General features: G+C 76.2%; 14 protein-coding genes. 5 read left to right on the top strand and 9 right to left on the bottom strand.

Annotated elements, in window-relative coordinates; all coding sequences use genetic code 11:
* Positions 1 to 7: 7 nt before the first annotated feature.
* Genes ACZ3IL_RS25545 through ACZ3IL_RS25555 form a run of 3 tightly spaced genes read right to left on the bottom strand, consistent with a single transcriptional unit; the run spans position 8 to position 2,980 of the window.
* Positions 8 to 787 carry an ABC transporter ATP-binding protein gene (locus tag ACZ3IL_RS25545; RefSeq protein ID WP_467393815.1) on the bottom strand — a complete coding sequence of 260 codons (780 nt, stop codon included), beginning with the start codon at positions 785 to 787 and terminating at the stop codon, positions 8 to 10.
* Positions 784 to 1,977 (bottom strand): FecCD family ABC transporter permease, encoded by a 1,194-nt coding sequence (locus tag ACZ3IL_RS25550; RefSeq protein WP_467393817.1) that lies wholly within the window; start codon positions 1,975 to 1,977, stop codon positions 784 to 786. The genes ACZ3IL_RS25545 and ACZ3IL_RS25550 overlap by 4 nt, the downstream gene beginning before the upstream one ends.
* Entirely contained in the window at positions 1,967 to 2,980 is a 1,014-nt protein-coding gene (locus ACZ3IL_RS25555) for an ABC transporter substrate-binding protein (protein ID WP_467393819.1), read from the bottom strand. Before ACZ3IL_RS25555 ends, ACZ3IL_RS25550 begins: the two co-directional genes overlap by 11 nt.
* A 147-nt stretch (positions 2,981 to 3,127) precedes the next feature.
* On the opposite strand from ACZ3IL_RS25555, the gene ACZ3IL_RS25560 reads away from it, so the two are divergent.
* Positions 3,128 to 4,390 carry an MFS transporter gene (locus ACZ3IL_RS25560; protein ID WP_467393821.1) on the top strand — a complete coding sequence of 421 codons (1,263 nt, stop codon included), beginning with the start codon at positions 3,128 to 3,130 and terminating at the stop codon, positions 4,388 to 4,390.
* A gap of 85 nt (positions 4,391 to 4,475) precedes the next feature.
* Here the strand turns inward: ACZ3IL_RS25560 and ACZ3IL_RS25565 are convergent, their stop codons facing one another.
* The 3 genes from ACZ3IL_RS25565 to ACZ3IL_RS25575 all read right to left on the bottom strand — a co-directional run bounded on the left by ACZ3IL_RS25565 (position 4,476) and on the right by ACZ3IL_RS25575 (position 7,639).
* On the bottom strand, positions 4,476 to 4,769 hold the full coding sequence (locus tag ACZ3IL_RS25565) for a helix-turn-helix domain-containing protein (RefSeq protein ID WP_467393823.1): 294 nt from the start codon (positions 4,767 to 4,769) through the stop codon (positions 4,476 to 4,478).
* On the bottom strand, positions 4,769 to 5,266 hold the full coding sequence (locus ACZ3IL_RS25570; protein WP_467393825.1) for a DUF2975 domain-containing protein: 498 nt from the start codon (positions 5,264 to 5,266) through the stop codon (positions 4,769 to 4,771). The genes ACZ3IL_RS25565 and ACZ3IL_RS25570 overlap by 1 nt, the downstream gene beginning before the upstream one ends.
* 69 nt (positions 5,267 to 5,335) lie before the next feature.
* Complete coding sequence (locus ACZ3IL_RS25575) at positions 5,336 to 7,639, bottom strand: SpoIIE family protein phosphatase (RefSeq protein ID WP_467393827.1); 2,304 nt, start codon at positions 7,637 to 7,639, stop codon at positions 5,336 to 5,338.
* A gap of 355 nt (positions 7,640 to 7,994) precedes the next feature.
* Between ACZ3IL_RS25575 and argC the strand changes: the two genes are divergently transcribed.
* Together argC and argB are read left to right on the top strand one after the other, a co-directional pair.
* Entirely contained in the window at positions 7,995 to 9,032 is a 1,038-nt protein-coding gene (gene argC, locus ACZ3IL_RS25580; RefSeq protein ID WP_467393829.1) for an N-acetyl-gamma-glutamyl-phosphate reductase, read from the top strand.
* The gene (gene argB / locus ACZ3IL_RS25585; RefSeq protein WP_467393831.1) at positions 9,029 to 10,000 is read left to right on the top strand and encodes an acetylglutamate kinase; all 972 of its coding nucleotides are present in this window, start codon (positions 9,029 to 9,031) and stop codon (positions 9,998 to 10,000) included. The genes argC and argB overlap by 4 nt, the downstream gene beginning before the upstream one ends.
* A 140-nt stretch (positions 10,001 to 10,140) precedes the next feature.
* Here the strand turns inward: argB and ACZ3IL_RS25590 are convergent, their stop codons facing one another.
* Genes ACZ3IL_RS25590 through ACZ3IL_RS25600 form a run of 3 tightly spaced genes read right to left on the bottom strand, consistent with a single transcriptional unit; the run spans position 10,141 to position 13,221 of the window.
* Complete coding sequence (locus tag ACZ3IL_RS25590; protein WP_467393833.1) at positions 10,141 to 10,995, bottom strand: ABC transporter ATP-binding protein; 855 nt, start codon at positions 10,993 to 10,995, stop codon at positions 10,141 to 10,143.
* Positions 10,992 to 12,095 carry a FecCD family ABC transporter permease gene (locus ACZ3IL_RS25595; RefSeq protein ID WP_467393835.1) on the bottom strand — a complete coding sequence of 368 codons (1,104 nt, stop codon included), beginning with the start codon at positions 12,093 to 12,095 and terminating at the stop codon, positions 10,992 to 10,994. The genes ACZ3IL_RS25590 and ACZ3IL_RS25595 overlap by 4 nt, the downstream gene beginning before the upstream one ends.
* Before the next feature lie 58 nt (positions 12,096 to 12,153).
* The gene (locus ACZ3IL_RS25600) at positions 12,154 to 13,221 is read right to left on the bottom strand and encodes a FecCD family ABC transporter permease (RefSeq protein WP_467393837.1); all 1,068 of its coding nucleotides are present in this window, start codon (positions 13,219 to 13,221) and stop codon (positions 12,154 to 12,156) included.
* Positions 13,222 to 13,559: 338 nt separating this feature from the next.
* Here ACZ3IL_RS25600 and ACZ3IL_RS25605 point away from each other — a divergent pair, with 338 nt between their 5' ends.
* Positions 13,560 to 15,257: an ABC transporter ATP-binding protein gene (locus tag ACZ3IL_RS25605; RefSeq protein ID WP_467393839.1), complete on the top strand. Its 1,698-nt coding sequence runs from the start codon at positions 13,560 to 13,562 to the stop codon at positions 15,255 to 15,257.
* A gap of 110 nt (positions 15,258 to 15,367) precedes the next feature.
* The gene (locus ACZ3IL_RS25610) at positions 15,368 to 17,161 is read left to right on the top strand and encodes an ABC transporter ATP-binding protein (protein WP_467393841.1); all 1,794 of its coding nucleotides are present in this window, start codon (positions 15,368 to 15,370) and stop codon (positions 17,159 to 17,161) included.
* Positions 17,162 to 17,370: the final 209 nt, after the last annotated feature.

Here is a 17,370-nt window from a genome sequence, read left to right on the forward strand (position 1 = left end):
AGGCGGTTCACGGGCGGGAGGCGCCGAGCGGGCCCCGGTAGGTGACGGTGGGGTGGCCCAGGGCGTCGGTGGTGAGCGCGGCGTCCACCTCGAAGACCTCCGCGAGCCGTTCGGCGGTGAGGACCCGGGCGGGGGTGCCGGAGGCGACCAGGCGGCCGTGGTGCAGGAGCAGCAGCCGGTCGCAGTACCGGGCGGCGAGCGACAGGTCGTGCAGGGCGACCAGGACCGTCCGGCCGGCGCCGGCCAGGAGCTCCATCAGCTCCAGCCGGTGGCGGACGTCGAGGTGGTTGGTGGGTTCGTCCAGGAGCAGTCCGTACGGTTGCTGGGCCAGGGCGCGGGCGATGTGGGCGCGTTGGCGTTCGCCGCCCGACAGGGCCTTCCAGGAGCGGCCGGCGAGCGCGGTGAGGCCGAGGCGTTCGAGGGCGGCGGCGACCACCGCGCGGTCGTTCGCGTCCGGTCCGCGCCAGCGGTCGCGGAACGGGGTCCGTCCCAGGCCGACGACGTCGGCGACCCGCAGGTCGCTGTCGGCGGCCGAGTCCTGTTCCACGAAGGCGACGTGACGGGCGATCCGGCGCGCGCTCCAGTCCCGTACGGACGCGCCGTCGTACCGGACCGTGCCGGTGTCGGGGGTCCGCAGTCCGGCCAGGCAGCGCAGCAGCGAGGACTTCCCCGAGCCGTTGGGGCCGAGGAGCCCGACGGTCTCCCCCGGCGCGATGTCGGCGCTGACGTCGTGGACGACGCGGGTGCCCGCCACCGACCAGCTCAGCGCTTCTGCGGTGATCCTCACAGCTCACCCCGCCTGCGCAGGACGAGGAGGAAGAGCGGTACGCCGAGCAGGGCGGTGATCACGCCGACCGGGACCTCGCGGGGGGCGAAGGCGGTCCGCGCGAGCGCGTCGGTCCACACCAGGAACACCGCGCCCGCGAGCGCCGCGTACGGCACGAGCACCCGGTGCGCGGGCCCGGCGAGGAACCGTGCCCCGTGGGGGACGATCAGGCCGACGAAGCCGATGGCGCCGACGGTGGCCACGGCCACGGCGGTCAGGACGGCCGTGACGGCGAGCAGCAGCAGCCGGGTGTGCCGCACGCCGATGCCGAGGGAGGCGGCGGTGTCGGTGCCGAACGCGAGTCCGTCGAGGGCGTTCGAGCAGAGCCACGCGGCCGCCAGGCCCAGGGGGGTGACGACGGCGCAGGCCACGACGGTGTCCCAGCGGGCGGGTGCCATCGAGCCGAGGAGCCAGTGGGTGACGGCCCGGGTGGTGTCCGCGTCGGCCGAGGCCATCAGGACGAGCGAGGTCAGCGCGGCGAAGAGCTGGCCGACGACGACGCCGGTGAGGACGATCCGGACCGAGTCGAGGCCGGTGCGCCGCAACAGCAGCAGGAGGAGCCCGAAGGAGAGCAGTGCTCCGGCGAGCGCTCCGCCGGTGATCCCGAGGGTGCTCGCGCCCACGCCGAGGACGATCACGGTGACGGCTCCCGCCGAGGCGCCCGACGAGACGCCGAGGAGGTAGGGGTCGGCGAGCGCGTTGCGGGTGACCGCCTGGAGGACGGTGCCGCAGACCGCGAGGGACGCGCCGACGAGGGCGGCCATCAGGACCCGGGGCAGCCGCAGGTCCCAGACGAGGGAGTCGAGCAGCGGGGGCAGCGGTTCGACGTCCAGGCCGAGCCGGGTGCCGAGGGCGCGGCCGAGGGCGGACCAGCCGGTGTCGGCGGTGCCGGTGCGCACGGCCACCGCGACCGAGGCGGCCAGGACGCCGGCGGAGAGGAGGAAGAGGAGCAGCCGGACGGGCGCGGGGCGGGTGGACGGAAGGAGTGCCGGGAGGCGGCCGGGCGTCCCGGGGCGGGGGGCGAGGGGTCCGCCGGACCTCTCCGTCCTGGCGGCCGGGAGCAGCGGGTCGGCCGGGGGCGGGAAGCCGTTCGGCGGCGTGGGTTCCGGCGGGGCCGCCGGGGTCTCGCGGAGGGCCGGGTCAGTGGGCACGGCCGGGCCTCCTCATGCCGTCCGCGAGGAGGCCGAGGGCGTGCACCGAGCGCACCGAGGGGTCCAGTTCGATGCCGGGCACCTCGATGATCCTGTCGTCGCGGACGGCGGCGAGGCGGGAGATCACCGGGTGGCGGGCCATGGTGGCGCGCTTCTCGGCGGCGCTGTCGCCGGGGCGGCCGCGTTCGGAGAGGTCGCCGATCACGATGAAGTCCGGGTCGCGCTCGGCGACTTCCTCCCAGGAGACCTCGGGCCAGTCCTCGGCGACGTCGTCGAAGGCGTTCTTCGCGCCGACGACGCGGCTCATCTCGCTGGGCAGGCCGGTCCCGCCCGCCACGTACGGCATGCCGTTGAAGACGGAGTAGAGGTAGACCACGGTGGGGCGGTCCGCGCCCCGGGAGGCCCCGGCCCGGGCGGCCTCCGCGACGGCGGCCCGCTGGGCGGCGGCGAGCCGGCCGGCCCGTTCCCCGACGCCGAAGATCCGGCCCAGGTTCTCGTAGTCGGAGAAGAGCAGTTCGAAGGAGGTCCGGCCGGGCGGGTTCTGCCGGGGGCAGTCGACGGCGCTGACGAAGGCGGGGACCTTCAGGGCGTCCAGTTCCTCGCGGGTGCCGGCCCGGTCGCCGGTGTAGAGGTCCGTGGAGCCGGCGACGACGAAGTCGGGTGCGGCGGCGCGCAGTTGCTCACCGGTGGCGATCTTCGGGGCGATGACGGGGACTTCGGCGTAGGCGGCGGCGTACCGCGCGGGGATCTTCGTCTTGAGGTTGGCCGTTCCCGCCATCCGGTCCTGGAGGCCGAGTTCGAGCAGGATCTCCGTCGAACTCTGGTCGAGGGCGACGGCCCGTTGCGGGGGTGCGGCGAGGCGTATCGGGCGGCCGCAACTGGTCACGGAGACCGCCCCGGTGGCGGCCGGGCCGGCCGTCCCGGGCCCGCCGGCCGCCGGGGAGCAGCCGGCGGTGGCGAGGGCGAGGGCCAGGGCGATGCCGAGGCGGGTGGGGTGGCGCATGGGGTCTCCGGTCTGGAAGGGCGGGCATGGTCGCGCACCGGGCAGGAGTGCCGCGTTCGAGGGGTACTGTAATGGAAATCATTTCCATTAACGACCCCCGGGCGGCCTCCGGCGCCGCCCGCCCCGTCCCCGAGGAGCATCCGCACCGTGACGACCACACCCACTTCGGCGGGGGCCAAGTCCCCGGCTCCCCCGCCGCGTTCGATCCTCCGCGACCCGGCGTTCCTGCGCCTGTGGGCGGGCACCACCGCCTCCGGCCTCGCGACCTGGGCCCTTCCCTTCGTCCTGGGACTCGCCGTGCTCCACCGCGACCTCGACGCCGCCGGACTCGGCCTCGTCCTCGCCACGCGCACCGCCGGCTTCCTCGCCGCCGTCGCCGTCGGGGGCGTGCTCGCGGACCGCCACTCGCGCCGGGCGGTCGTCCTCGGGTCGGCCCTCGCGGCGGCCGCCGCCGCCCCCCTCCTCGCCGCCGGACTCGGCAGGTCCCTCGTCCTGATGACGGCGGCCGCCGCGCTCGCGGGCGCCGGACAGGGCGCCTGCCGGCCGGCGTTCCAGGCGCTCACGGCCGAGACCGTGGCCCCCGAGGGACGCCGGCGGGCCAACGCGGCCATGACCCTGGCGGTGCGGAGTTCCACGCTCGCCGGGCCCGCCCTGACCGCCCTGCTCGCGGCCGTCCTCGACGTCCGCACGCTGCTGCTCGGCATCGGCCTGCTCTGGCTGGTCGCCGCGCTCGCCCCCGGCAGGGGCGCGAACCCGGTCGCACCGGCCGGCGGGGCCGCCGAACGCGCCGGGTTCCGCGCCGAGTTCCTGGAGGGCATACACGAGGCGCGCCGGCACCCCTGGTTCCTGGCCGGGCTCGCCGCCCTCGTCGCGGTCATCACCCTCGGCTACTCCGCGACCGGCGTCGCGCTGCCGCTGATCAGCCGGGACCGCTACGGCACCCCATGGGTCCTGGCCTCGGCCATGACCGCGTACACCGTGGGCGCCCTCTGCGGGGCCCTGGCCGTCGCCCGGCTGCGGCCGCGCTCCCAGGGATGGGCCGCCTTCGCGGGCCTGGCCGCGTACGGCTTCGCCCCGCTGAGCCTGGCGCTGCCCGTGCACCCGGCCGTGGTCGTCGCCGCGTACGCCGTCGCCGGGATCGGCATCGAACTCTTCAACGTGCCCTGGTTCACGGCGACACAGCGCGAGGTGGCCCCGGACAAGCTGGCCCGCGTCTCCTCGCTGGACTTCCTCGTCTCCTACGGCCTCGCCCCGGTCGGCCTCGCCCTGATCGCCCCGGCGGTGGAGGCGTTCGGCGTCACTCCCGTCCTCGTCGCGTGCACCGCCGCCTGCTTCCTCGTACCGGCCGGCGCGATGCTCGTCCCCACCGCCCGCCACTTCTCCCGCACGGTCCCGGGCCCGGCGGACTGACGCCCCGCCACCAGCCGCCCTCCGGGCCGGGAGGGGCCGCCCGCGCGGTCCCTCCCGGCCGCGCCTTCAGCCGTTCTCCGCGTCCTCAGCCGTTCTCCGCGGCCACCGCCACCGCGCCGACCGCCCCCTCCTCCGGCCCCTGCGCTCCTTCCGGCTTCTCCGCCCCTTCCGGCTCCTCCGCCTCCCAGCGCAGCAGGTCGCCGGGCTGGCAGTCGAGGGCGTCGCAGAGGGCACCGAGCGTGGCGAACCGCACCGCCTTGGCGCGGCCGTTCTTGAGGACGGCGAGGTTGGCCGGGGTGATGCCGACGCGTTCCGCGAGTTCGCCCGCGGACATCTTGCGGCGGGCCAGCATCACGTCGATGTCCACGACGACCGGCATCAGATCACCCCGGCGAGCTCGGCCCGCATCCGCGTCGCCTCGGCCTCGCGCTCGACTGCCTGGGCGAGCAGCGTCCGCAGCACGAGCACGATCAGGGCCACGCCCAGGACCGCCAGGCTCGCCCCGCAGACCAGGAGGACGACACCGGGGGCGACGGCCTCGCCGGGGGCCAGGAGGGCGGCGAACGCGAACACCAGGACGGCGCCGAACGCGAAGGCGCCCGTGACGGCGTCCACGTACCGGAAGGCGCCGTGCGAGAACACCGTGCCGCGCCGCACCATCGTGACGAGCCGCCACACGCAGACCAGTACGGTCTGGGCCGTCAGCGCGGCCAGGACCAGGAGCACCGGCAGCGGCGTGCGGAGGTGGGCGTACTCCGGCCTGAGCCCTTCCAGGTCGGCGGCCAGGAGCGGCACCATCACCGCCTCCACGAAGACCGAACCGGCGAGCAGCACCGCGATCACGGCCCGCAGAGCGAGCACCGTCCACTTCCCCATGACATCCCCTTCGATCGAATACCGATAACAAGCTATCGATATTCGATAGGTACAGCAAGGGGGGCGGCGTCAGGGGTCGCGGCGGACCAGGAGGAGGGCGACGTCGTCGGTGCGGCGCGCGGGGTCCCTCACGTGCCGGATCAGGCCGTCCGCGAGGGCGTCCAGGTCTCCGGGCCGGGACCGCGCGAGACGGCCGGCCAGCTCCGCCGTGGCGGCGCCGAGGTCGGTGCCAGGGGCCTCCACGAGCCCGTCGGTGTGGAGGGCGAGGACGGCACCCGGCTCCCAGGGGACCTCCACGGTGGTGTACTCCACGTCCGGCGCGATCCCGAGGAGGAGCCCCGGCGGGACCTCCAGGAGCCGGGTCGTCCCGTCCGGCGCGCGCAGGAGCGGCGGCGGGTGGCCCGCCGTGGCGAGCCGGAGGCGGTGGCGGACGAGGTCGAGCGCGACGATCAGACAGCTGGTGAAACGGCCCGGGTCGAGGTCGGTCAGGAGCCTGTTCGTACGGGCGAGGATGTCGCCGGGGGAGGCCCCGGCCGTCGCGTGCGCGTGGACGGCGGTGCGCACCTGCCCCATGAGGGCCGCGGCGTTCGTGTCGTGCCCCTGGACGTCGCCGATGACGGCGATGGCGGTGTCGGGGGCGACCCGGACGAGGTCGTAGAAGTCGCCGCCCACGTCCATGCCGTGACCGGCCGGCAGGTAGCGGGCGGTGGCCGCGATCCCCGGGAACGGGGCCAGGCCGTGCGGGAGCAGGCTGGTCTGGAGACTGCGCGCCAGGGAGTGGCTGGCGTCGTAGAGCCGCGCCCTGGCGAGGGCCTGGGCGATCAGCCCCGCGAGGGAGGTGAGCAGCGCCCGCTCGGACGCGGGGAAGGGGCGGGGCCGGTCGTACGAGAGGATCATGGAGCCCACCGGGCGGCCGGAGGCGATCAGCGGCAGGAACGCCCAGGCGGCGCGGTCCTCGTAGCGCGGGGCGTGCGGATGGGCGCGGTACAGCTCCTCCGGCGAGGAGAAGAAGAGCGGCACGCCGGTGGCGAGGACCCGGGCGTCGGCGACCTCGGCGGTCAGGGGCGTGCCGTCGAAGCGGTCCACGAACTCCTGGGTGTAGCCCCGGTGCCCGATGATGCGCAGCCGCCCCTCGTCCGCGCTCATCAGGACGAGGCCCCGGGGGCCGAAGGCGGGCACGATCTGGTCGGCGGCGAGGTCCACGACGTCGTGGACGCCGGCCGCCTCCGCCAGGGTGGCCGCCAGGTGCATGAGGTGGTACACGGCCGCCGCGCCGACGGGCTGGGCGCGGCGGGAGGGCGGGGCGGACGGGCCGGACTCCCCGGCGTCCCGGGGCCGTTCCCCGGGCGGGGGCGCCGGGGGAACGGGGGCCGGGAGCACCCCCGGCACGGGCACGGCGGCTCCGTCCCCCCTCCCCTCCGCGCCGGACGCGCCACCACCGTCCCCGTCCTCCTCCCCCGGTCCGGACGCCGCTCCCCCGCCCTCTCCCCCGTCCGCCCCGGGGGGTCCCGCCACCCGGGTGATGTGGACGCTGACGCCGGTGGCGTCCGGATACAGCTCGAACAGGAGCCGCACGGACGGTCGTCGCGCGACGGTGAACGACGTCGGCCGGCGGGTGACCACCGCCGCGCGGTAACGGTCCTCGAAGGCAGGCTCGTTCAGCCAGAGCAGCGCCTCCCACGGACGCCTGCCGAGCAGTGCCGCCGCACCGGCGTCGACCATCTCCGCCGCGGCGGAGTTGAGGAAGGTGAGGCGTCCGTCGAGGTCCAGGGCGCAGCACCCGACGGGCAGCCGTTCGGTGAAGTGGAGGGCGGCCCGGGCCAGGGCGGGGTCGGCCTCCGCGGGCCGGTCCGCACGCACGAAACGCGGTTCCGAGGGGTAGGACTCCGGCCGCCGGCCGGCCGCCCGGCGCAGGAGGTCCGCCGCCCGGCGCCCGCAGGCGTCGAGCACGTCGCGCTCGTGCCGGTCGAGCCGGGGCGGGTGCCAGACCGGCCACAGCAGGACGACTCCGCCCCACACGGCGCCGTCGTCGGCGATCGGGGCGGCCGCGAGCAGGAAGTCGTACGGCAGCACGATCCCCAGGCGCGGGTAGCGGGTGGCGATCTCCTGCCGGCCGCCCAGCCACACGAGCCTCCGGTCGCGCATGGCGTCGACCACGGGGACCGGCGCGTCGACCGGAACCCTGACCCAGGGGGCCGCGATCTCCCGCGGAACGCCCGACACCAGCGCCAGGCGCAGCGTCCGTTCGCCCGGCACCCGGAGGTACACGAGGCCGACCGAGGCCCCGGTCTCGCGCATCGTGTCGGCGAGGACGGCGTCCCACCGCCCCCCGCCGAAGACGTCCTCGTCGTCCGCGTCCGCGGGCTGTCCCATGGGCGGACCCTACGCCGGACCCGGCCGGGCCGCTCGGCGGGAACGGCCCGTCGGCGGACCCGTCCGGACGCCCCCGCACAAGACCAACTTAGGTTAGGCTCAGCTAAGCCACGTCCGGGGCAAGGGGATGTGGGCACCTCCGCCCTCGCGTTTCCCCGAGAAGCCGTGAGCGCTTTCGCGAACGAAGCCCGGCTCCGGGCCCGCACGGGACCGGGAGGTCCGGACCGGGGAGGTCCGGAACCGGAGAGGCGCGGGCCGGACCCGTGGCGCGGCCCGCGTCCGCCGGAGCGGGGCCCGGGTCCCGCGCTCCCGCCCCGGAACGGCGTTCCCTACGCACGGAGAGAGACGGAAGAAGATGACCGTAAGGGTCGCGGTGGCCGGTGCCAGCGGCTACGCGGGCGGGGAGATCCTGCGCCTGCTGCTGTCGCATCCCGGCGTGGAGATCGGCGCGGTGACCGCGCACAGCAGCGCGGGCCGCCCGCTCGGCTCCGTGCAGCCCCATCTGGCGGCGCTCGCCGACCGGGTCCTGGACGAGACCTCGGCCGCCGCCCTGCGCGGTCACGACGTGATCTTCCTCGCCCTGCCGCACGGGCGGTCCGCCGCGTACGCGCGGGAGGCGGAGCCCGGGGCGCTGGTCGTGGACTGCGGGGCGGACTTCCGGCTGCGCGACCCCGCGGCCTGGGAACGCTTCTACGGCACCCCCCACGCCGGCACCTGGCCCTACGGCCTGCCCGAACTCCCGGGCGCCCGCGACGCCTTGAGGAGAGCCCGGCGGATCGCCGTGCCCGGCTGCTACCCCACGGCGGTCACGCTCGCGCTGTTCCCCGCGTACGCGGCCCGGCTCGTCGAGCCGGAGGCCGTGGTCGTCGCGGCCGGCGGGACGTCGGGCGCCGGACGGGCCCTCGAACCGCGCCTGCTCGGCGCCGAGGTGATGGGCTCCCTGAGCCCCTACGGAGTCGGCGGCGGCCACCGGCACACCCCCGAACTCGTCCAGAACCTCTCCCTGGCGGCCGGCGAGCGCGTCACCGTCTCCTTCACCCCCACGCTCGCCCCCATGCCCCGGGGCATCCTCGCCACCTGCTCGGCCCGCCTCCGCCCCGAAGCGCTCGCGGCGGGACCGGACGCGGTGCGCGCGGTGTACGAGACCGCCTACGCCGACGAGCCGTTCGTCCGGCTGCTGCCGCCCGGGCAGTGGCCCTCGACCGGAGCCGTCCTCGGCTCCAACACGGTCCAGGTGCAGCTCGCCGTGGACCCGGACGCCGGACGGCTGGTCTGCGTGAGCGCCGTCGACAACCTGACGAAGGGCACCGCGGGCGGCGCGGTGCAGAGCATGAACGTCGCCCTCGGACTGCCGGAAGGACTGGGCCTGCCCACGAACGGGGTGGCCCCGTGAACGGCGCGCTCCCGGCCCCCGGCCCGCTTCCGGCTCCCGGTCCGCTTCCCCCTCCCGGTGCGCCCCCGGCCTCCGGCGCGCTCCCGGCTTCCGGTGCGCCCCCGGCTTCCGACCCGCTTCCGGCCCCCGGTCCGCTCCCGGCCGGAGGGCTCCGGGGCCGGGCGGTCGTCGTCAAGTTCGGCGGCAACGCCATGGTGGACCCGGCGCTCCACCGGACCTTCGCGCAGGACGTCGTGGAGCTGTGGCACGCGGGCCTGCGGCCGGTCGTGGTGCACGGCGGCGGACCGCAGATCAGCGCCATGCTCGACCGCCTCGACCTGGAGGTCCGCTTCGAGGCGGGCCTCCGGGTGACCACGCCCGAGACCATGGAGGTGGTCCGCATGGTGCTGACGGGGCAGGTGCAACGCGAGCTCGTCGGCGCCCTCAACGCCCACGGCCCCTTCGCCGTGGGCCTGTCGGGCGAGGACGCGCACACCATGACCGCCGTGCGGCGCCCCGCGTGGGTGGACGGCAGGCCCGTGGACATCGGTCTCGTCGGCGAGGTCGTCGCCGTGGAGACCGCCGCCGTGCGCGCCCTCCTGGACGCCGGCCGCATCCCCGTCGTCTCGCCCGTCGCGCGGGGCGCGGACGGAGAGGTCTACAACGTCAACGCCGACCTCGCGGCCTCCGCGCTCGCCGTGGCCCTCGGCGCGGAACGGCTGGTGGTCCTGACCGACGTCGAGGGGCTGTACGCGGACTGGCCCCGCAGCACCGAGGTCGTCGGCCGGCTGACGGCCGGTGAACTGGACGCGCTGCTCCCCCGCCTGTCCGGCGGCATGGTCCCGAAGATGGAGGGCTGCCTGCGGGCGGTCCGCGGGGGCGTGCGCGGGGCCCGGATCGTCGACGGCAGGGTGCCGCACGCCCTCCTCCGCGGTCTCTCCGACGAGGACGGGCCGGGCACGCTCGTGGTCCCGGACCCCGGGGTCTAGGCCTCTCCGCCCCGGGCCCGCCGCCCCGCCCGGGGTCCGGGGCGCGTGACCGCGCGCCGGCGCGGGCCCCGGCGCGACCGTCCGCGCGCGGTCGCTCCGGGCGCGCACGGCGCTTCCCGCCGGGCCCCGCTCCGGGGAGGTCAGGGGGCCGTGGCGAGCGCCGTGCCGCCGGCACCCTCCGCGTCGTACCGCCTGGGCGCGGCGGGCACCATGAGCGGGGTGCCGGTCTCGGGGTCGTCGATGATCCGGCAGGGCAGCCCGAACACGTCCTCGACCAGTTCGGCGGTCATCACGGTGGCCGGGTCGCCCTGGGCGGCGATGACGCCGCCGGGGCGCATCACGATGAGGTGCGTGGCGTAGCGGCAGGCCTGGTTGAGGTCGTGCAGGACGGCCACCACGGTGTGCCCCTCGCGGGCGTGGAGCGCCGCGCACAGGTCGAGGACCTCGACCTGGTGGGCGATGTCGAGGAAGGTGGTGGGCTCGTCGAGGAGCAGGATGGAGGTCTGCTGCGCCAGGACCATGGAGAGCCAGACGCGCTGGCGCTGGCCGCCGCTGAGGTCGTCGACGGGCCGGTCGGCGAGGTCGAGGACGCCCGTCTGGCGCATGGCCCCGGTCACGGCCGCCTCGTCCTCGGCGGACCACTGCCTCAGGAGCCGCTGGTGCGGATAGCGGCCGCGGGCGACGAGGTCGCCGACGGTGATGCCGCCGGGCGCGCTGGAGCTCTGCGGGAGCAGGCCGAGCCGGCGGGCGACCTCGCGCGAGCGGTACGAGGCGATGGCGGCGCCGTCGAGGTAGACCTGTCCGGCCCGGGGCGTGAGCATCCGGGCGAGCGCCGAGAGGAGGGTGGACTTGCCGCAGGCGTTGGGCCCGACGATCACCGTGAAGGAGTGGTCGGGGATGTCGACGCTGAGGGAGGTGGCCACCGTCCGGCGGTCGTAGGAGAGCGTGAGGTCCTCGGCGCGGAGCCGGGGTCCCGGGGGGTTCGTTGCGGTCATGCGCGGCTCTTTCGCGACTCGGTGATCAGCAGCCAGATGAGGTAGATCCCGCCGAGGGCGCCGGTCGCCGTGCCCACGGGCAGGAGCGCGGGCGCGAAGGCCCGCTGGACGGCGAGGTCGCTCAGGGCGAGCAGGACGGCGCCCATGAGGGCGGAGGTCAGCAGCGCGGGCTCGGGCGACCGGGTGAGCCGGCGCGCCGCCTGCGGCGCGGCCAGGGCGATGAACCAGATGGGGCCGGTGACGGCGGTGGCGAACGCGGCCAGGGAGACGCCGATCACGAGGAGGGCCGTGCGGGTGCGGCCGACGTTCACGCCGAGGGCGGTGGCGGTGAGGTCGCCCATCTCCACGAGGGCCAGGCGGCGGGAGAGGAGGAGGGCCGGGGGCAGCAGGACGGCGAGGGCGAGTCCGACGGCGTTGGCGTGGGTCCACGTCCGGTTGCCGAGGCTGCCGATCAGCCACGCCTGGGCCTCGACGGCCTCCTGGAAGGTGGCGCGGGTGATCAGGTACGAGTTGACGGCGAGCAGCAGGGCGCTGACGCCGACTCCGATGACGACGAGCCGGAACCCCTGGAGTCCCCGGCCGATCATGAGGAGGTGCACGGCGAGGGCCGTGGCGAGGCCGCCGATCAGGGCGCCGGAGGCGATCTGGGTCATGCTGCCGTGCAGGAGGACGATGACGACGAGGGCGCCCACGGCGGAGCCGTTGGTGAAGCCGATGACGTCGGGGCTGCCGAGGGAGTTGCGGGTGAGGCTCTGCAGGATCGCCCCGCTCACGGCGAGGGCCGCGCCGACGAACACCGCGGTCAGGACGCGGGGCAGGCGCAGGGTGTTGACGACGAAGTCGGCGGCCCCGGAGTCGTTGCCGGTGAGGGCGCGGAGGACCTCCCCGACGGTGAGCGGGAAGTCCCCGGTGGTGAGGGTGGTCCCGACGACGAGCACCAGGGCGGCGAGCAGCAGGACGGTGACGGCGACCGTGCGGCCCCGTATCCGCAGGGAGACGGCGCCCCGGCCGGCGCGGACGACCCGGCCGCCGACCGGGCGGGGCGCGGGGGCCTCCCCCGGTCCGGGCGCGGGGGTCCGCGCCTCCCGTACGGCGCTCACGGCGCGGCCTTCCCTGCGGCGGGGCTCACGGGCACGACCGGCTTCCGTACGAAGGGGCTCACAGCATGACCAGCTTCCGCCGGCGGCAGAGCGCGATGAACAGGGGGGCGCCGAGGAAGGCGGTGACGATGCCGACCTGCACCTCGCCGGGAGCGCCGAGGACGCGGCCGAGGACGTCCGACCCGATGAGCAGGACGGGGGCGAGGAGCGCCGAGTACAGGAGGACCCAGCGCTGGTCGGCACCGACGACGAACCGGGCGACGTGCGGCACGGCCAGGCCCACGAAGCCGATCGGTCCGGCGGCGGCGGTGGCCGCCCCGCACAGCAGCATCACGGCGAGGGCGGCGAGGAACCGGGTGCGGCCGACGTTCACGCCGAGGGCGCGCCCCATCCGGTCGCCCATGGCGAGGGCGTTGAGGGAGGGGGCGAGGACGAGCGCGACGACCAGGCCGACGGCGACGAACGGCAGGACGAGGAGGACGATGTCGTGGTAGCGGCCCGCGAGGGAGCCCACCGTCCAGAAGCGGAACTGGTCGAAGGCCTCCGGGTCGAACAGCAGCACGCCCCAGTTGAAGGCGTACAGGACGGCGGTGACCGCCGCCCCGGCGACGACGAGCCGGTCGGGGGTGGCGAGTTTCCGTCCGGAGGAGCCGAGGAGGTGGACGCCGACCGAGGCGACGGCCGCCCCGGCGAGGGCGAACCAGACGTAGCCGAGGGGGGAGGCGACGCCCAGGAAGGCGATGGCCACGACGACGCCGGCGGAGGCGCCCAGGTTCACCCCGAGGAGGCCGGGGTCGGCGAGCGGATTGCGCGTCAGGGCCTGCATGAGGGCGCCCGACAGGCCGAGGGCCGTTCCGACGAGGAGCCCCAGGAGGGTGCGGGGGAGCCGGTAGTCGTGGACGATGACGGAGGCCTCGGACCCGTCGGGGTGCCACAGGAGGTCCCACGTGGAGCCGAAGGGGATTCCCCGGGTGCCGGTCCAGACGCTGACCAGGGAGACGAGGAGCAGCGCCGCGAGCGTCACGAGGAGTCCCGCGCCGCGCAGGGCGTTGACGGCCGGGCGCGCGGGGGGCGCGGCGGTCCCGCCGGCCCCCACTCCGTGCTCCGCCCGGGTTTCGACGGACAACAGCCACTCTCCCTGACGGCGGTTCACGCCCCGTCCGGACACCGGTCCGGGGCGGGTGCGCCGCACGCCGCTCGACGTGCCGGACAAGACAACTTAGGTGAGCCTAACCGGGCGGCCCCGGCTGGTCAACGCGGCCTCCGCGCCCACGGCCCGGCGCGCTCCCCACGCCTGACGGGCCGTCGCGGGACCCCTCGACCCCCAGAGTCGTCGCGGGACCCCCCGTCCCCCAGAGTCGTCGCGGGACCCCCCGTCCCCCAGGGCCGTAACGGGACCCCTCGACCCCCCGAATCATTAAGATAGCCTTACCTAACCATCCTCTCTCTTCGTGGAGGCGCCGCATGCCCGCCGGAGGACCAACGGGAGGCCATGTCCTCCGAAGAGCACTCGGCGACCAGCGTCGCCGGATCGGCGGGGCGTCGGTCCTCGCCGTGGCCCACCAGGGGTGCGAGGCCCTCGTCCCGGTCGTCGTCGGCCTGGCCATCGACGAGGCGATAAAAACCGGTTCCTCCGGGGCGCTGCTGCACCGGCTCCTCCTCCTCGCCGGGCTCTTCCTCGTCCTGTCCACCTGCTACCGGATCTCCGCCCGGTTCGCCGAGGGCGCGGGCGAGAACGCCGCTCACCGCATCCGGCAGGACCTCGCCGCCCGGGTCCTCGACCCGAGGGGCGGCGCCGACGCCGGCCGCCTCCCGGGCGCGCTGACCGCCGTCGCGACCGGTGACGCCCGCCGGGTCGGCTCGGTCGCCTCCGCCCTGCCGTACGCGCTGTCCGCGCTCGCCGGACTCGCCGTCAGCGCGGTGGCCCTGCTCCGCGTCTCCGTCCCCCTCGGCCTGCTCGTCCTCCTCGGCGTGCCGCCCCTGCTGTGGATCGGCCACCTCATCAGCCGCCCGCTGGAGCGGCGCAGCGAGGTCGAACAGGAGCACGCCGCCCACGCGTCGGGCGTCGCCGCCGACCTGGTGGCGGGGCTCCGCGTCCTGAAGGGCATCGGGGCCGAGCGCGCGGCGGTCTCCCGCTACCGGGAGACGAGCCGGAGCTCCCTCGCGTCGGCGCTGCGGGCGGCCCGCAGCCGGGCCTGGCACGACGGGGCCGTCCTCGCCCTGACGGGCGTCTTCATCGCGGTCATCGGCCTGGTCGGCGCCCATCTGGCGATGCGCGGCACGATCAGCGTGGGCGACCTGGTGGCGGCCGTCGGCCTCGCCCAGTACCTCCTGGGGCCCTTCCAGCTCCTCGCCTACGTCAACGGCGAACTCGCCCAGGCCCGCGCGTCGGCCGACCGGATCGCCGAGGTCCTCGCCTCGCCTCCGGCGGTCGCCGCGGGGACGGTCCCCCTCCCCTCCCCCGTCACCGGACGCCTGCGGCTGCGGGGCCTGACCCACGGCGCGCTGCGCGGCGTGGACCTCGACGTCGCGCCCGGCAGCGTCGTCGGCGTGGTCTCCCGGGACCCGGCCGCCGCGAACGACCTGCTGCTCTGCCTGGGCCGCGAACGGGAACCCGACGCGGGGAGCGTGGAGCTCGACGGCGTGCCGCTGGCCGACCTCGACCCCGGCGACGCCCGCCGGGCGGTCCTGGTCGCCCACCACGACGCCGACCTGTTCGAGGACAGCCTCCTCGCCAACGTACGGGCCGGGGCGGGCGACGGCGCGCCGGACGTCGGGCCGGCGCTCGCCGCCGCCGCGGCGGACGACGTCGCCGAGGCCCTGCCCGACGGCGTGCACACCGTCCTCGCCGAGCGGGGCCGTTCCCTCTCCGGCGGTCAGCGCCAGCGGGTCGCGCTCGCCCGCGCGCTCGCCGCCGACCCCCCGGTCCTGGTCGTCCACGACCCGACCACGGCCGTCGACGCGGTCACCGAGGCCCGCATCGCCTCCCGGCTGCGCGAGCTGCGCCGGGGCCGCACCACGATCCTCGTCACCACCAGCCCGGCCCTGCTCGCCGGGACCGACGTCGTGGTGGTGCTCGACGGGGGAAGGGTGACCGCCCGGGGCAGCCATCCGGAACTCGTCGCCTCCCACGAGGCCTACCGCTCGGTGGTGCTGGCGTGACGGCCGCCCCGGACGGAAGGAGCCGGGACACCGGCGCGAAGGACCGCGAAGGACCGGAAGGACCGGACGGCGCCCCGGGGAGCACCGGGGCGAAGGACGAAGGACGGACGATGAACGGACCCGGCACGCCCGAACGCGAGCTCCTGCCCACCGCGACCGGCGCGCGGACCCTCGCCGTCGTCCGCGGGCTGCTGCGCCGGCACCGGCCGCTCGCCGCGGCGGCGCTGGCCGTCCTGGTCGCCGGCACCGGCATCGGCCTGCTGACCGCGCCGCTGCTCGGACGGATCGTGGACCTGGTCGTGGACCGGCGCGGCACGGCCGCGCTGACCGTGCCGACGGCGCTGCTCCTCGCCGTGGCCGTGGCCCGGGGCGTGGCGACCGCCGTCGGCAAGTCGCTGGTCGCCCGGCTCGGCGAGACGATCCTCGCGGACCTGCGGGAACGGTTCATCGACAGGGCGCTGCGGCTGCCGCTCGAACGGGTCGAACGGGCCGGTTCGGGCGACCTGACCGCCCGGGTCACGGGTGACGTCACCCTGATCGCGCGGGTGGTCCGGCAGGCCCTGCCCGAGTTCGCGAGCGCCTTCCTCACCATCGTCCTGACCCTGGTGGGCCTCACCGTCCTCGACTGGCGCTTCCTGCTCGCCGTCCTCGTCGCCGTCCCCGTCCACGTCCTCACCGTCCGCTGGTACATCCCGCGCGCCGCGCGGATCTACGCCGAGCAGCGGGTGGCGACCGGCGCCCTCCAGCACCAGCTGCTCGACAGCGTCGGAGGCGTGCGCACCGTACGGGCGTTCCGGCTGACCGGCCGTCACACGGACCTGCTCGAAGGGCGGTCGCGGACGGCCGTCGACCTGGCGGCGAGCGGCATGCGCCTGGTGTCCGGCTTCTTCTCCCGCCTGAACGCCGCCGAGTTCCTCGGCCTGGCCTCGCTCCTCGTCACCGGTTTCCTCCTGGTCGACGCCGGATCGGTGAGCGTCGGCACGGCCACGGCGGCGGCGCTCTACTTCCTCGGCCTGTTCAACCCGATCAACGCCGCCCTCTTCCTCATCGACGACGCCCAGTCCGCGGGGGCCGGCCTCGCCCGGCTGGTCGGCGTGACGGACCTCCCGGCCGAGCGGGAGCCCGGGGAACGGCCCGCCGTGCCCGTGGACGGCTCGGTGAAGGTGACGGGGCTCGGCCACGCCTACGTGGACGGCCACCCGGTGCTCCACGGGGTCGACCTCGACGTGCGGTGCGGCGAACGCGTCGCCCTGGTCGGCGCCAGCGGCGCGGGGAAGACCACGCTCGCCAAGCTGATCGCGGGCGTCCACGCCCCGGAGACCGGCACGATCTTCCTGGGCGGCGTGGACACCCGGGAGCTGGGCCCGGCGGGCGTCCGGCGGACGGTCGCCCTCATCAGCCAGGAGGTCCACGTCTTCGCCGGGCCCCTGGCGGAGGACCTGCGCCTCGCCCGGCCGGACGCGACGGACGCGGAACTGCGCGCGGCCCTGGAGCACGTCGGCGCCCTGGAGTGGGCCGAGGCGCTCCCCGACGGCCTGGCCACGGTCGTGGGCGAGGGCGGTCACCGGCTCACGGTGACCCAGGCCCAGCACCTGGCCCTGGCCCGGCTCGTCCTCACGGACGCTCCCGTCGCCCTCCTCGACGAGGCGACGGCCGACGCCGGCAGCGCGGGCGCCCGGGTCCTGGAGACGGCCGCCCTGCGCGCCCTGGAGGGCCGTACGGGCCTGATGGTGGCCCACCGGCTGCCGCAGGCCGCCGCCGCGGACCGGATCGTCGTGCTCGACGGGGGCCGTGTCGTCGAGACCGGCACCCACGACGAGCTGGTCGCGGCGGGCGGACGCTACGCCGAGCTGTGGTCGGCCTGGTCCGACAGCCGCCGCGAGCCGGCCGCCGTACGGGACTGACGGGGACGCCGGCCCCCGGTCCGGGACTGCGGGCCGCGCCGCGCCCCGTAAGCCATGAACCGCGGACTGCGGACCGTAAGGCCATGAACCATGAACCACGGCCCGCAGCCCGCAGCCCGCAGCCCGCAGCCCGCAGCCCGCGAACGGCGGAAGCGCCGCCCGGGGCACCCCGGCCGGGAACGACGGAAACGGGGAAGGGCCCCCTCCCG

The sequence above is a fragment of the Streptomyces sp. NPDC014907 genome, from assembly GCF_055562975.1.